Below are 15,028 nucleotides of genomic sequence, written 5' to 3' on the forward strand. Positions count from 1 at the left end.
AAGGACATCCATGGGTCTCTTATCCTGGCGCGCCTGAAGGCCGGGACAATCCACCATCTATCGGTTGCCGGGGTGCGCATGTGAACAACCGTGCCAATCCCGACCAATCGGTAAAATTGCAACGGATTTCACCGGGTTTCGTTAAGGCGCCCTCGCTACCAATTGGCCTTGCATATCTGGCTGAGACGCAAGCCGCCTTTGTTGACTTTAGCACGACAGGCCGTTTCGAAATGAGCTTTCTCCCTGCCATATCGATCATCGCACTCCTGGCGATGCTCCCGGTCCTGATTACGCTGCGGGCCTCGATGATCGAGGGCGGCACGGACTTCGCCGCGGCCTGTGCGGTGGCCAGTGCCGCGACCCTGTTCATGATGCTCTCCGCGTTTCCGACGCTGCAGCCTCTGTCCCTGATCGGTCTCGTGTTCCTGGCCGGCGCCTGCCTGCTCGTGCTTTGCGGTTTTCACCACGCGCTCGGCGTTCAAAGACGCACCTCGACGTCCCTCGTCGCGGCCGCGTCCCTGGCGTTCGTCGCGCTGTTGATCGCCGCATTCGGTGCCATGAGCACCACCTTGCATGCGCTCTCCGTCATCGGCATTGCCGCCGCCTTCGTGCTGATCATCGCCGTCTGTTCGCAGCACCGGCGCCAGCCGCCCGGGCCGATAGAGCGGCTCTGCGTCATCGCCTGCGTGGCAACCGGCTGCTCGACGCTGCTCGCGGTCACCGTGTTTTCGCCCGCCGTCCACGCGACCGCATCGGTTTCGCCTGCACCCGTCAGCTGGGATTTCGCCTGCGCCGTCATGCGTTACTTCTACCTGCCTGCGCTGTTCCTGGGCGTGATCCTGATGATCCAGAACCGGGTGATCACCGAGCTCAAGACCACGATCGCGCGCGACGAGCTGACGGGCGTTCTGTCACGGCGTGCCCTGCTCGATCTCGGCCAGCGCGCCCTCACCACCAGTCTCGCGCGGCAACAGCCGGTATCCTTCCTGCTGCTCGATCTCGATTACTTCAAGCAGATCAACGATCGCTATGGCCATGCGGTTGGCGATGCCGCCCTCGGCCATTTTGCCGGAACCGTCGCCACCTGTCTCACCGGCCGCGGCACGCTGGGGCGCATCGGCGGCGAAGAGTTCGGCATTGTCCTGCCCAATTGTACGGAAGATGCCGCTTTTACGCTTGCCGAGGAGATCGGCCGCGTGGTGCGCGACACGCCGATCGGCCGTTTCGATCGGCCGATCCGGCTGACGGTGAGCATCGGTCTTGCCGAGGCTGTCCCGGGCGACACGATCAGCGACATCATGATCCGCGCCGACATGGCGCTCTACGATGCCAAGGCCGACGGGCGCGACCGCTGCACGATTGCCGGCCGCTTCCAGCCGGACGCGAGCGCGCGGGCGCTGGCGGCCGCAGCCGCACAGATGCGTGCCGCCGATAGCCGAAGCTTCGAGCCGCGGCTGCTGCGCGATACCGGCTGACTGACCCCCGCGGCTTGTAATGCCGCTTCCCGAACCTATGTGAGCTTGGCCAATGCATGTCTCCTTGGACCGCAACCGGTTCGCGGACGAAACATGCAGCCATTCGAAACGCTACGGCGGCCTCTCACGCGTCTCAGTGACGCGCGTCGCTGCAGGAGGACATCCATGTTGCGTGCTGTTCGCGCTCTCTTCGTTGCCGGTCTCGCCGCCGTTACGGTGACCGCCCTGCCCGCCCGCGCCGAAACGGTCGGCGAGGTCGGCGTCGACTGGCTCGGAAACGATATCATGATCGATGCCGTCACCGACCCGAAGATCAAGGGCGTCACCTGCCACGTCACCTATTTCGACCGCAGCGTCATCGACAGGCTGAAGAACGGCAACTGGTTCGAGGACCCATCGAACAACTCGATCGCCTGCCGGCAGACCGGCCCGATCGAAATCGGCGACATCGAGCTATCGAAGGAAGGCGAGGAAGTGTTTCGCTCAGGGCTTTCGCTTGTCTGGAAGAACCTGCTGGTCACAAGGATTTACGACCGGAAGAACGATACGCTGATCTATCTCGCGCATTCGCGTGAATTGACCGACGGCTCGGCCAAGATGTCGATCAGCACCATTCCGCTCTACGGCCAGACGGTGACCTGGCAAAACGGAAAGCCGCAGTAAGGGTCCCCTGCCGCCTGCGTCAGCCTGCAAGGATATCCGTCTCAAGAGTGCGAAGCGCCCGCCCCTTCACGGGCGCTCGCGAAACCTCATCAGGGCGGAACAGGGCGAAGTGTCTGGGAGCACCCCATTCCACTTCCGCTGCCCTAGTAGGAGTTCGGCGGGACGATGCCCTGATAATATTCGCCGTCACCGCCCTGATAGCCGCCGAAAGGCTGACGATCGCGATAGACGGGGGTCGGTGTGGAGGTTCTGTTGATGCTGCCCGTCGACATCGTGTCAACCGTGGCAGAGGGCCGCTTCATCAGCGGCATGGCCTTTTGCGTGTTCCGCGTTCCGGGAGGATTGTTGGCGTCGATGCCCTGATAGTAGCTATCAGCCAGAGCCGGGCCAGCCATCAACATCGTTACGGAGAGCGCGGCTACAAGTTTCCTTACAGAGATTGTCATGAGTCCAACTCCTGTTGTCGGGACCGAGCACCCGGCCTCCGTTCGGGCACTCAGCAACAACGGTAAGTTAGTACAAGTATTCCAGCTCGCCACATGACGATTTGTCACAATGGTATCGCCCAAGCGTGAAGATCATTGCCGAAGTTTAATTTGACCGGCGCGATCCACTACCTGCCGAAACGAAAAACACCCCAGCGGAGATCCCGCCGGGGTGCCCGTCAATTCTGCCAGGTGTCGAACTCAGGCGGCCTGGGCCAGCTCGTCGGCAATGACCGTGTCGAGGTTGAGGAAGCAGACCATCGTCTTTTCCAAAGCGACGATGCCGCGGCAGAAGGCGCGCTGCGCTTCCGGAATGATCTCAGGCGCCGGCTGCAGGGCTTCGCTCTTGATCGTCATCATGTCGGAGACCTGCTCGACCAGCAGGCCGACGAGCTTGCCGGCAATGTCGGTGACGATGATCGCCGAGCGTTCCGACGGCTCCGTCATTTTCATGCCGAGGCGGGCGGCCATGTCGATGACCGGGATCACCGCGCCGCGCAGGTTGATGAGGCCGAGCACGTAAGGCGGCGTGTGCGGCATCGGCGTCACCGGCGCCCAGCCGCGGATTTCGCGGATCGCCATGATATCGATGCAGAATTCCTGGTCGCCGAGATGGAACGACACGATTTCGAGATAGGCACCGGACTGCTTGAGTGCGTTGGTCATGATCAGAATTCTTCCCAGTTTTCACCGGAAGCCGTCGTCGACGGCACAGAGCCCGGTTTGTTGCCGAATGCGCCCGCCAGCTTGCCCATCAGGGCCTTTGCGGGAGATGGAGTTGGAAACGAGGCCATTTTGGCGGTGCCGATCTTGCGCAGCGGCACCGGTTCGCCGGTGCCCTTGGCGGCCGGCCGTTGAACGGCAGAAGCCGAAGGGGCTTTCGTCTGCACCGAAGCAATTGCCGCCCTTGCCGGCGGCGCCACCGGGGCCGGCGCCAAGGTGGGCATGGCGCGCTGCATCGTGTGGCCTTCGCGGAACTGGCCGACGAGGCCGGTCAGGCGCTCGGCGTCCTGCGCCAGCGTGTGGCTCGACGCGTTGGTCTGCTCGACCATGGCGGCATTCTGCTGCGTCATCTGGTCGAGCTGGCCGACGGCGGTGCTGATCTCGTTGAGGCCGGTCGACTGTTCGCGCGCAGCCATGACGATCGAGGTCATGTGTTCGTTGATGCGTGCGACATCGGCGCCGATCCGGCCGAGCGCCTCGCCCGTCGCCTGGACGAGCTTGACGCCGCTGCCGACCTCGTTGCCGGAGCGGCTGACCAGCGCCTTGATATCCTTGGCGGCACCGGCGGCGCGCTGCGCCAATTCGCGCACTTCCTGCGCCACGACCGCAAAGCCCTTGCCGGCCTCACCGGCGCGGGCCGCCTCAACGCCGGCATTCAGCGCCAGAAGGTTGGTCTGGAAGGCAATCTCGTCGATGACGTTGATGATCTTGCCGATCTCGTTCGAGGCGCTTTCGATCCGCGCCATGGCGGCGATCGCCTCACCGACAATCCGGCCGGATTCCTCCGCATTGGTGCGCGTCTCGCCGACCATGCGGCTTGCCTCTTCGGCGCGCTGGGTCGCGGTGCGGACCGTGACGGTGATTTCGTCGAGGGCTGCCGACGTCTGCTCCAGCGAGGCGGCCTGCCGCTCGGTGCGACGCGCGAGATCGTCGGCGGCCGTGCGCATCTGGCGACCGTTCGATTCGATCGAGAGCGCATTCTCCTTGACGCTCGAAAGCACCACGCGCAGCCGCTCGACCGTCTGGTTGAAGTTCTGGCGGAGCTGATCGAGATTGCCGTCGAAGGGCCGCTCGATCGCCACGGCAAGATCGCCATCGGCGAGCTGCGTCAGCGCACGGCCGAGATTGTCGATCGCCGCCTGGATACGGCGCACCGCTTCCTCACGCTCGCTCTGCTGCTCTTCGCGTTCCTTCTCGATTTCCCGCCGGCTGAGTGCGGCGCTCTGTTCGAGCGATTGCTTCTCGATGGCCGAAAGACGGAAGAGATCGACCGAGCGCGCCATCGCGCCGATTTCGTCGCCGCGGTCGAGCGCCTCGACCTTGGTTGAAAGATCGCCGTTCTGGATCCGCTGCATGCCGTTGCGTAGGCCGAGGATGCCGGCGCGGAGCGTGCTGCCGTGGAACCAGAGCAGATAAAGCAGTGTGGCCATCGCCAGCAGCCCAGCCGCCACCTGAAGCTGGAATGCCTGGTCGGACACAGTGCGCGCCTCGGCAACGCGCGTCTGCACCAACTCGGTCGCCGCTTCGGAAAGTCCGGCCAAAGCCGTGGCGACCCGTTCGCCGGCGCCATCGATCGCATCATCGATCTTGCCGAAGTCGTCGGCCGAAGCCTTGCCTTCGATCAACGTCTTCAGGTCGGTGCCGATCGCCTTGCGCAGTTCCGCGACATCGGCGTCGAAGGTCGAAAGCACCTCGCTGCGGTCCAAGAGCTTGGCAAGCGCCTGGATCTCGACGGACTTCGTTTCGAGCAGCTTCAGGATCTCGGCAATGCTGGCGGCCCGCGCCGGCTGGATCGCGCCCTCTTCTCTGTCGATGATGCTATCCATCGCGTTGAGCACGAGATTGGTCGTCGCCAGATGGACCTCATCGACGGTCGTCAGGCCGTTCTGCGCCGCGACAGCGCCCTGCAAGGCGTTATTGGCTTGGCTGCCCTGGTACCAGCCCACCCCGAGCACGGAGCCAAAACCGACAAAAGCGGCGCCGGCAAGCGTCGCCAGCCGCTGGCTCACGGAAAGATTGCGTTTCAGGGAAGGAGATGTGGCAGTCATAGGGAGTCCATGGTCACGGATCCGCGTGAAGCGGAGTCCTCCTACGATCGATACGGAAAACCGGGGCCGATAAAGCTGGCTGACCTCATGTCATATCGGAGCACGAACACTCCGACCGCGTGGAAAAACAGTGTCAAACAGACCTTAAGCATTCGCTAAGGCGGTCGCCCAATCCCCAGCGAAATCGGCTATTTCAATGTTTGCGCATATGCGCTGCAAGCTCTGGTTTCCCGGCATTTGCGGGCACAATCGAATGGAACCTCAGGCGCGGTTTTCCACCGTTTCCTGCACCGACCGGAACGCGCCTCCGGCCGCACCCGGCAAATCGCCCGGCTTCCCCTTGCCGCGCCAGCTGTTATGATGACGCCATGAACACGAAGACCCAGCCCTCGATCCGCCTTCCCCTTGCCGCAAGCCTTGCGGCTGCGATTGCGGTTGTGCTCCTGCTCGCCTTCCGCGGCTGGATCGAAAATGGCGCCGATATCTTCCTGGCGCTCGCCCAATCCGGCCTTTCCTGGTGCTTCTAGGACGGCCCGACAGCTTCGAGGCCCGCCTCCACCCCTCACCCTAACCCTCTCCCCGCATGCAGGGAGAGGGGACGAGAACGATCGCTGCGTCAGAGCGCCAAGGATCACTGTGGAGCAAGGGTGCGCCACGCGGTTCCTTCGCCCCGCCTGCGGGGAGAAGGTGGCCGGCAGGCCGGATGAGGGGCTGAAAGCACCTCCGCGGCCCCAACCCGGCCACAACCTGCGGCAATTGTCCCATTTGCGCGGTCCCGGTGAAGGCGGTATCAAGGGCCGATCAACCGGACATGGCCGTCTTCGGCCCCAACAAAATCGGTAGCACGCATGAAAACCATCCGCATCGTCCTCTGGGCCGCCGTCGTCGTCATGGCGGGCATCTTGGGGTGGCTGACCTATGAAATGACCCAGTCGAAGCAGGAGGCCGCCACCGGCCCCTTCGGCGTTCCCTTCACGCTGGTCTCGCAGGACGGCAAGGAGATTACCGAGAAGGCGTTTACCGGCAAGCCGACCGCGCTTTTCTTCGGCTTCACCCATTGCCCGGAAGTCTGCCCGACGACGCTGTTCGAACTGAACGGCTGGCTGGAAAAGGTCGACCCGGAAGGCAACAAGCTGCAGGCCTATTTCATCACCGTCGATCCCGAGCGCGACACGCCCGAAATCCTCGGCCAGTACGTCTCCAACGTTTCCAAGCGCATCACCGGCATTTCCGGCCCGGCCGACAAGGTGATGGAGATGGTCAAGGGTTTCCGCGTCTACGCCAAGAAGGTGCCGGTCGACGCTGCCCAGCCCAACGGCGACTACACGATGGACCACACGGCCTCCGTGTTCCTGCTCGACGCCAACGGCCATTTCTCCGGCACCATCGCCTATGAGGAAAACCCGGAAACGGCGGTCAAGAAGCTGGAAAATCTGACCAAGGGCTAACCGTCGCCCTTGACCGATCGATTGCAAGCGCCGGCCCTGCCCGGCGCTTTGCGTTTGCGGGGCAATCGTGATAGCGCACAGCGCACGATTGCCGACGCTTAGCGCACCCCTCCACGGTTTGATGCGGGCGGCGGATTTCCCAGCCGAAGGACAGGGCCTTGAGCGAGATCAGACTTTTCGTCACCACCACCGAGAAGCAGGCGGAAGCCGTGCTCGACCGCCTGAGCGAAGTCTTCGGCGAAGAGGACTTTGCCATCGGCACGACGGAAGTCGACGAGAAGCGCGACGTCTGGGAAGCCTCGATCTACATGATGGCAGTCGACGAGGAGAGCGTGAACGAACGCCTCACTGACGCACTGGCCGAAGACTTCGCCCATCTCCCGATCGAGCGCGAAGTGCTGCCGGATATCGACTGGATCGCCAAGTCGCTCGAGGGGCTGGCGCCGGTGCGCGCCGGCCGCTTCGTCGTGCACGGCTCGCACGACCGCGACAAGGTGAAGACCGGCGAGATCGCCATCGAGATCGACGCAGGCCAGGCCTTCGGCACCGGCCATCACGGCACCACAGCCGGCTGCCTCGAAGTGCTCGCCACGGTTGCCCGCACCCGCACCGTGCGCAACGTGCTCGATCTCGGCACCGGCAGCGGCGTGCTTGCGATCGCCGCCTGGAAGCTCATGCACGTGCCGGTGCTTGCCACCGACATCGACCCGATCGCCACCCGCGTCGCGGAAGAAAACGCCCGGGTCAACGGCGTCGTCACCGGCATGACCTTTGCCACCGCCCCCGGCTTCCACTCGACCGCCTTCAGCACCAACGGCCCGTTCGATCTGATCATCGCCAACATCCTCGCGCGCCCGCTGATGAAGATGGCGCCGCAGCTCGTCGCCAATCTCGCCCCCGGCGGCTCGGTGATCCTGTCCGGCATTCTCGCCGAACAGCGCTGGAAGGTGCTTGCCCATTACAACGGCCAGCACCTGCGCCACGTGCGCACCATCTGGCGGAACGGCTGGGTGACGATTCATTTGGAGAAGTGAGGCGTAGGCGCGGACGCTTGAAGCTGCCCCTCATCCGCCTGCCGGAACCTTCTCCCCGCATGCGGGGCGAAGGGACCTGCCGCACCGCTTCATCCACCGGTTAACTTCCGACTCGTTGCGGCTGCTTTCAGCCGCGCCCCGACCGGCAGCGAAAGCCCCAGCGCATGACGGCCGCTATCGGGCACGTCCCCTCGCCCCGCCTGCGGGGAGAGGGTTAGGGTGAGGGGCAAATGCGGATTGCCGCGCCGGCTGTTGGCCGCAGCGCCTATGCAAGAAGCTTCACGAGAAATGCCGCGAGCATCGGCGTGACAGCGACAGAAGCAAGCCAGGAAAAAACGAAAAGGCCGCCTCGTCTATCATGACGGGCGGCCTTTCGAAACAAAGGCGATGCCAGGGGCATCGCCTGCTGGTTGGCTTGTGGCCAACCATGCCCGCGAGCCTGAGGAGGAGGAGTGCTCGAGCGGGCGTCTACCGTTCCGAAGCTGGCCACCCTTGAGGGAGGAGGAGAACAGAATGACCAACTATTCTCGGAACCGCAGTCTTTTGAACCACCGGATGTTCGTCCGTGTTCGTTGAGGCGGCTTATAAACTATCATTCCGATAGAGAAAGGGGCTTCTTAGCATGGGTGCCATGCGCTGAGCGCATATGTATGGTAAATGGGCAATTGCTCTCCTGCCAAGCTGCAACCAGAAGCGTCACTGTGTACTGGATCGCAGGATATCGCCTCTTTCCCGGCACGGGCGATTTCCGCTAACATGGCTGCACATCTTTCCCGCGGTTTACCGCTCAATCTACCGGAATTCCCCCATGTTTCAGTCTTTTGAAGTCACCTCCACGCCGCAATTCGGCAAGGAGCGCACCGAGGCCCTGCGCGCGTCCTTCGCGGCCCTCGGCATCGACGGCTTTCTCGTGCCCCGCGCCGACGAGTTCCAGGGCGAATACGTACCCGCCTCCTCCGAGCGCCTGTCCTGGCTGACCGGCTTCACCGGCTCCGCCGGCGTTGCCCTCGTCACGCGGCGTGAAGCGGTTGTCTTCGTCGACGGACGTTACGTCACGCAGCTGAAAGAACAGGTCGACGGCAGCGTTTTCACCGGCGGCGACCTCATCGGCGAGCCGCCGCATCTCTGGCTGGAAAACCACGGAGCCAAGGGCTTCAAGCTTGGCATCGATCCCTGGCTGCACACCGGCGCCGAAGTCCGCCGGCTGGAAAAGGCGCTGGCCATCATCGGCGGCGCGCTCGTCTTCCTCGATCACAACCCGCTCGACAGGATCTGGACAAACCGTCCAGCGGCACCGCTCGGCAAGGTCAGCATCCAGCCGATCGAGCATGCCGGCGAACTCGCCAAGGACAAGATCGCAAGAATCGCGGCGGGTCTTTCCAAGGCCGACGCCAGTGCGGTGGTGCTGACGGATCCTTCCTCCGTCGCCTGGGCCTTCAACATCCGCGGCAGCGACGTGCCGCATACGCCGCATCCGCTGGCACGCGCCATTATCCACGCCGACGGCCGCGCCGAGCTCTTCCTCGACAAGCGCAAGACCGGCATCGAGCAGGAAGCCTACCTCACCCAGATCGCCGACATCGTCGCCCCCGCCACCTTCGACGATAGCCTGAGGGCGCTGGGTGCCGCTGGCGCGTCGGTCATGCTCGATCCGGATCTCGCTTCCTTCGCCATCTCCGAGCTGATCCGCTCCAAGGGCGGCAAGGTGGTCGAAGCGGTCGATCCCGCCCGCCTGCCACGTGCCCAGAAGAACCAGGCCGAGATCGACGGCTCGACCCGCGCCCACCTGCAGGACGGCGCCGCCATGGTCGAGTTCCTGGCATGGCTCGACAGCCAGCAGCCGGGAACCGTCACCGAGATCGCCGCCACCAACCAGCTGGAAGCGGCCCGCGCCACCGTCGGCGAGCGCATGCAGAACCCGCTCAAGGACATCTCCTTCGACACGATCTCCGGCGCCGGCGCGCATGCGGCGATCATGCACTACCGCGTCACCACCGCCACCGACCAGCCGATCGAAGCGGGCACCATGTTCCTGATCGATTCCGGCGCGCAATACATCAACGGCACCACCGACATCACCCGCACGGTCGCGATCGGCGCGGTTCCCGAAGAGCAGAAGCGCTTCTTCACCCTGGTGCTGAAGGGCATGATCGCGATCAGCATAGCCCGTTTCCCCAAGGGGTCGCGCGGCGTCGATCTCGACCCCTTGGCCCGCATCGCGCTCTGGAAGGCGGGCGCCGACTATGCCCACGGCACCGGCCACGGCGTCGGCTCCTATCTCTCGGTGCATGAAGGCCCGCAGCGCATCGCCCGGCTTTCCACCCAGGAGCTGCTTCCTGGCATGATCCTCTCCAACGAGCCCGGCTACTACCGCCCTGGCGCCTTCGGCATCCGCATCGAAAACCTCGTGGTGGTGCAGCCGGCAACGATGGTGGACGGCGGCGACCTGCCGATGCTCGGCTTCGACACCATCACCTACTGCCCGATCGACCGCCGTCTGGTATTGCCGGCGCTGTTGACGGACGAGGAACTCGATTGGCTGAACGCCTATCACGCCGAGACGCGCGAAAAGCTGATGCCGCTGCTGACCAGCGACGAGACCCGCGACTGGCTGAAAGCCGCAACGGAAGCGCTTTCACGCTGAGTCAGGCGTTCCGCCTGGGCTCCTGAATGGGAGCCCAGGCAACAGGCATTGCGCGCCCGCAGCCGCCTCTTTGCTACGAGGCTCAAGGGGCGGCAATGGGCCGGAGAACCAGGCCTCTGCGCTTAGATTCCCAACAGCTTCTTCGCTTCGCCGAGCGTCGCCTCGGAGGCGGCGTGATCGCCGGCCTTGTGCTGTTCCTCACCCTTCGCGCGCAGCTCCTTCACCTTGGCCATGTCGGCCTCGGAAAGAGAGGCCGTCGGCATCGCCGCATCGATCGCAGCCATCATGGTCGGGCATTGATTGGCAAAGGCGGTTGCCGGCGCGAGCGCCAGCAAAATGGCAATCGAGATCCTGGTTAACATGGTCGCTCCTCCACCGCCGGGAGGCCGCGCCTTGCAGAGGCAGCGCAGATGGCGCGTGCGGCTTTGTCGTGCCTCTCCGGCAGTGGAAGGATCATAATCCAGGATGCATGCGCAGCCAAACGGGCGCCGCGGACGGGCGCCCTACATCACCACATGCCGGATCAGCATCACCACCACCCAGCCGATTACCAGCATGCGCAGGGTCGACAGGTTGAGGCCGAGCGCGATGGCGAAGGCGATGAACATGGCGATCGTCACGTCGAGCCCGCCATAGACGAAGGCTGGCGCCACCAGCGTCGTCAGGACGGCGGCCGGCACGGCGTTGAGCGCCGCTTCCAGCCGCGGTGGGATCTGCTTCATCTGGGTGATGAGGATGTAGCCGCCGACACGTGTCAGGAAGGTCGCGACCGCAGCCGCAATGATCAGGTAGATGAGGTTGAGGTGTTGCGGGTCCATGATCATGCCTCCTTCTCGACGCCGGTCGGTGCGGCAGCCGTCCCGCTCGGCGGCAGGCAGGCGGCAAGCACGATGCCGGCGAGCGCCCCGATGCTCACATGCCAGGGCGAGCCGACGAAATGCATGCCCGCAACCGAGGCAAGCGCCGAGACGGTGACGATCGGCAGGAACCGGTCGCGCTTACGGAAGCCCATGACCAGCCCCATGAAGTAGACCGGCAGCAGCACATCGAGGCCGATCGCCTTGGGATCACCGATCATCTGCCCGAAGATCGCCCCGACCAGCGTGTTGATGATCCAGGGAATGTAGATCACCAGGCCGAAGCCGAGATACCAGGAAAAGCTGATCGGCAGGCCGCGCTCGCCGCGCTTCTCCGTCTCGGCATATTGCGGATCGACCAGCAGGAAGAAGGCCAGGAATTTCTGCTCGAAGGTGAAGTGCCGGACATATTTGGCGATCGAGGCCGAATAGAGCACGTGGCGGAAGTTGACCGCAAAGACCGAGAGCACGACCAACCAGGGCTGGACGTGATTGCCGAAAAGCTCGATGCCGACCATCTGGCTGGCGCCGGCATAAACGGTCGCGCTCATGAACACCGCATCGGCAATGGTAAAGCCGTTGTCGACCGCAAGCGCCCCGAACAGTGCGCCGAAGGGCGACGCCGCCAGCATGATGGGAAAGCCGCCACGCACGCCTTCCCAGAATTCGTCTTTTGTCATGGAAACCTCCGCCGGCCAAGGCGATGAAAGCGCCATGCGGCCGGTGCCGGACTGATAGGCGCTTGCGCCCCCGGCAACAACTCAAATGCGCTGATACATTGATTGAATTTTATGATGCCTTGGCGAACGAGGCTTGAACAAAAGGCGCACCGATCGGGAAAACCGGTGCATCTTGTCTATCAGTTTCACGGGCCCGTGCCGGACGGGCGTCCTACTTCTTGACCTGGAACGTGTGCTCGATGCCCGGGAAGGTGCGCGCCTTCACCTCGGCCGCGTAATCCTCGGCAGCCCTAGAGATCGCCGGCGCGAGCTCGGCGAAGTGTTTGACGAAGCGCGGCTTGAAATCGTTGAAAAGGCCGAGCATGTCGTCGGAGACGAGGATCTGGCCGTCGCAGGCGGGCGATGCGCCGATGCCGATCGTCGGCGAGCGCAGTTCCGCGGTGATGTCGCGCGCCACCGGCTCGACCGTGCCCTCGATCACGATGCCAAAGGCGCCGGCATCGTCGATCGCCTTGGCGTCGCGGCGGATCTTCGCCACTTCCTTGTCGTTGCGGCCGACGGAGCGATAGCCGCCGGTCGTGTTGACCAACTGCGGCATCAGCCCGACATGGCCGAGCACCGGAATACCGCGGCTGACGAGGAACTCGACCGTCTCGGCCATTTCCGCGCCGCCTTCGAGCTTCACCGCGCTGCAGCCGGTTTCCTTCAGGATGCGGGCAGCACTGCGGAACGCCTGTTCCTTCGATTCCTGATAGGAGCCAAAGGGCATGTCGATGACGACGCAGGCGCGCTCCGAGCCGCGCATCACCGCCTGGCCATGGGCGATCATCATCTCGAGCGTCACGCCGACCGTCGTGTCGAGGCCGTAAAGCACCATGCCGACGGAATCGCCGACAAGCAGGAAATCGACATGCGGATCAAGCAGCCTTGCGATCGGCGTCGTATAGGCCGTGAGGCTGACGATCGGGCGCTCGCCCTTCAGCGCTTCGATATTGGCGGGGCTCAGGCGACGCTTGGCGGTCTGGACGCTCATGTCAGGCAACCTTTGCAAATGACGCGGATTTCGGGGCGATCACGCGGTTGTCGAGCAGCTTCGTCGTGCCGAAGCGAACGAAGAGCAGGAGCAGCACCGGCCGGTCGCCGATCGTCTCGATGGTTTCGAGCGTCTCGGGATCGCGCACGGCCACGACCTCTGGCCTGGCCAGCGATTCGCTCGACAGAAATTCGGTGACGGCATTTTCGAGCGCCGCCGCGTCGCTGACGCCCGACGCCACCAGGCGCTGCGCCTCGTCCAGCGCCTTCGGTACGATCGCCGCAGCCCGGCGCTCCTCTGCCGTCAGATAGACATTGCGCGACGAACAGGCGAGCCCGTCGGCCTCGCGCACGGTCGGCACGCCGATGACCGTCACCGGCTGGGCGAGGTCATCGACCATGCGGCGGATGATCTGCAACTGCTGGAAATCCTTCTCGCCGAAATAGGCGCGGTCCGGCTGGACGATGTTGAAGAGCTTGGTGACGACGGTGGCGACGCCGGCGAAGTGGCCGGGGCGGACCGATCCTTCAAGCTCGCTGCCAAGCGTCGGCACGTCGACGACCGTTTCCATCGGCCGCGGATACATATCGGAGACACCGGGCGCAAAGAGATAGTCGACCTTACCCTCTTCCAGCATCGCTTGGTCGCGTGCGAGATCGCGCGGATATTTCGAGAGATCTTCGTTGGCGCCAAACTGCAGCGGATTGACGAAGATGCTGGCGACGACGATGTCGTTTTCTTCGCGGGCACGCCGCATCAGCTCCATGTGGCCGACATGCAGGTAGCCCATGGTCGGCACGAAACCGACCGATTTGCCTGCCCGGCGATGTTCGGCAATTGCTGCACGCAGTTCGGCAATCGTGGTGAAAGTCTTCATGTCCGGACCCTCCAATCCGCGCCGGCGCCCTGCCCTTAAGGGTGCTGGTGCGCTGCCTTCGGGACTGGCGACGACCCTGCTCCGCGAAAAGGCATTTGCACAAAATTCGGCTGCAATCCTCTATCTTGTGCAGCGCAAAAAAACAATCGGATTGATGACAGGTTGATGACGCTCGGCCGCGCTTGACTTCCATCGGCAGCCCGTCCGGTTGGCCATCGACGCCACTGCAACCCACGCTGGAGAGCGACATGAAAGCCGGCTTGCGCATTCTTGGTATTGCTCTCCCGACGCTGGCCTTCGCCGGTGGGGCGGAAGCGAAGATCCCTCGTCAACGCCACCTGCCCCGGCAAGATCGAGGTCCACGCCGATGAGGGTGGCCGGGTCTATATCAACGGCAAGGAAGCCAAGCTCAAGGTGTTCAACGAGAACTATTACGAGGCGCACGGTGCCGGCGTCACCATCTCCTTGGGCATCAATCCCGACAGCTCACCCAGCGTCTCCTACACCGGCAAAGGCGGCGCCAATGGTGTGTGCACGCTGAGCTGAGCGGCAACGCTCGCAGCGCTGTTCTTGAGGGCGCCGTCACCTGACCGCTGCGTCTTGCGGCAGCCGCCAGGGCGGATCGATCCGGTTCGCGCCTGCGAAATAGAGCACGATGCGGTTGCCGCCGGGATCGAATAGCTCGGCTTCTCGCCACAACCAGCTCTTGCCCACGGGCGCATGCGCAAAGACGATGCCGGCCTCGGTCAGCCGGTTGACGGTCACATCCAGATCGTCGCATTCGAAATAGACGGTCGTGCCACCGCCGGTCGCGTTTCCCTCGTGCAGGGAAAAGGTTGCCTCCCCAACCGGGCAGAGAAACCGAACATAATGCGGCCGGGCGTCGACGATAGGCGTGAGCCCGAGGCGGCGATAGAAATCCCAGCCGGCATCGAGGTCCGGCATGGTGACAGTCACCTGGTTCAAGCGCATGCGTTCCTCCCGCCATTCGATTCCCCGATCGTGCCGGAAGCTGCAGTCAACGGAAAGCCTATCAGGCGCGCAGGCTACTGCATGTTTCC

General features: G+C 63.8%; 16 protein-coding genes. 7 read left to right on the top strand and 9 right to left on the bottom strand.

All coding sequences use genetic code 11. From position 1 onward, the window contains the following. The first annotated feature begins 230 nt into the window (after positions 1–230). Together IB265_RS10650 and IB265_RS10655 are read left to right on the top strand one after the other, a co-directional pair. Positions 231–1,475 carry a diguanylate cyclase gene (locus IB265_RS10650; protein WP_246805904.1) on the top strand — a complete coding sequence of 415 codons (1,245 nt, stop codon included), beginning with the start codon at positions 231–233 and terminating at the stop codon, positions 1,473–1,475. Between the two features lie 165 nt (positions 1,476–1,640). Then, a complete protein-coding gene (locus IB265_RS10655) occupies positions 1,641–2,138 on the top strand; it encodes a CreA family protein (protein WP_112946575.1) in 498 nt (165 codons plus the stop codon). A 143-nt stretch (positions 2,139–2,281) separates the two neighbouring features. On the opposite strand, the gene IB265_RS10660 is transcribed toward IB265_RS10655, so the two are convergent. From IB265_RS10660 to IB265_RS10670, 3 genes are all read right to left on the bottom strand, one after another. Then, positions 2,282–2,584 carry a hypothetical protein gene (locus IB265_RS10660; RefSeq protein ID WP_082616023.1) on the bottom strand — a complete coding sequence of 101 codons (303 nt, stop codon included), beginning with the start codon at positions 2,582–2,584 and terminating at the stop codon, positions 2,282–2,284. Between the two features lie 240 nt (positions 2,585–2,824). Beyond that, positions 2,825–3,289 carry a chemotaxis protein CheW gene (locus IB265_RS10665; RefSeq protein ID WP_057253527.1) on the bottom strand — a complete coding sequence of 155 codons (465 nt, stop codon included), beginning with the start codon at positions 3,287–3,289 and terminating at the stop codon, positions 2,825–2,827. A gap of 2 nt (positions 3,290–3,291) precedes the next feature. Further along, positions 3,292–5,394 carry a methyl-accepting chemotaxis protein gene (locus IB265_RS10670; protein WP_113134003.1) on the bottom strand — a complete coding sequence of 701 codons (2,103 nt, stop codon included), beginning with the start codon at positions 5,392–5,394 and terminating at the stop codon, positions 3,292–3,294. Positions 5,395–5,762: 368 nt separating this feature from the next. Between IB265_RS10670 and IB265_RS10675 the strand changes: the two genes are divergently transcribed. The 4 genes from IB265_RS10675 (at position 5,763) to IB265_RS10690 (ending at position 10,520) form a co-directional block, all read left to right on the top strand. Continuing rightward, entirely contained in the window at positions 5,763–5,921 is a 159-nt protein-coding gene (locus IB265_RS10675; RefSeq protein WP_192494774.1) for a hypothetical protein, read from the top strand. Between the two features lie 321 nt (positions 5,922–6,242). Next, positions 6,243–6,842, top strand: coding sequence for an SCO family protein (locus IB265_RS10680; protein WP_057253523.1), 600 nt, complete (start codon positions 6,243–6,245; stop codon positions 6,840–6,842). A gap of 158 nt (positions 6,843–7,000) precedes the next feature. After that, a complete protein-coding gene (locus IB265_RS10685) occupies positions 7,001–7,876 on the top strand; it encodes a 50S ribosomal protein L11 methyltransferase (protein WP_058326743.1) in 876 nt (291 codons plus the stop codon). 808 nt (positions 7,877–8,684) lie between these two features. Beyond that, positions 8,685–10,520 (top strand): aminopeptidase P family protein, encoded by a 1,836-nt coding sequence (locus IB265_RS10690; RefSeq protein WP_192494775.1) that lies wholly within the window; start codon positions 8,685–8,687, stop codon positions 10,518–10,520. 122 nt (positions 10,521–10,642) lie between these two features. On the opposite strand, the gene IB265_RS10695 is transcribed toward IB265_RS10690, so the two are convergent. The 5 genes from IB265_RS10695 to panC all read right to left on the bottom strand — a co-directional run bounded on the left by IB265_RS10695 (position 10,643) and on the right by panC (position 13,967). Further along, positions 10,643–10,882, bottom strand: coding sequence for a hypothetical protein (locus IB265_RS10695; protein WP_192494776.1), 240 nt, complete (start codon positions 10,880–10,882; stop codon positions 10,643–10,645). A gap of 141 nt (positions 10,883–11,023) precedes the next feature. Then, complete coding sequence (locus IB265_RS10700) at positions 11,024–11,338, bottom strand: AzlD family protein (RefSeq protein WP_058321312.1); 315 nt, start codon at positions 11,336–11,338, stop codon at positions 11,024–11,026. 2 nt (positions 11,339–11,340) lie between these two features. Continuing rightward, positions 11,341–12,057: an AzlC family ABC transporter permease gene (locus IB265_RS10705; protein WP_113132988.1), complete on the bottom strand. Its 717-nt coding sequence runs from the start codon at positions 12,055–12,057 to the stop codon at positions 11,341–11,343. Between the two features lie 211 nt (positions 12,058–12,268). Beyond that, the gene (gene panB, locus IB265_RS10710) at positions 12,269–13,090 is read right to left on the bottom strand and encodes a 3-methyl-2-oxobutanoate hydroxymethyltransferase (protein ID WP_057253510.1); all 822 of its coding nucleotides are present in this window, start codon (positions 13,088–13,090) and stop codon (positions 12,269–12,271) included. 1 nt (position 13,091) lies between these two features. Further along, a complete protein-coding gene (panC, locus tag IB265_RS10715; protein ID WP_093233702.1) occupies positions 13,092–13,967 on the bottom strand; it encodes a pantoate--beta-alanine ligase in 876 nt (291 codons plus the stop codon). A 303-nt stretch (positions 13,968–14,270) separates the two neighbouring features. Here panC and IB265_RS10720 point away from each other — a divergent pair, with 303 nt between their 5' ends. Next, on the top strand, positions 14,271–14,513 hold the full coding sequence (locus IB265_RS10720) for a hypothetical protein (protein ID WP_245296060.1): 243 nt from the start codon (positions 14,271–14,273) through the stop codon (positions 14,511–14,513). 36 nt (positions 14,514–14,549) lie between these two features. On the opposite strand, the gene IB265_RS10725 is transcribed toward IB265_RS10720, so the two are convergent. Then, positions 14,550–14,939 (bottom strand): VOC family protein, encoded by a 390-nt coding sequence (locus tag IB265_RS10725; RefSeq protein WP_058321252.1) that lies wholly within the window; start codon positions 14,937–14,939, stop codon positions 14,550–14,552. Positions 14,940–15,028 lie beyond the last annotated feature (89 nt).

This window comes from Ensifer sp. ENS10 (genome assembly GCF_014852025.1).
GTDB lineage: Bacteria > Pseudomonadota > Alphaproteobacteria > Rhizobiales > Rhizobiaceae > Ensifer.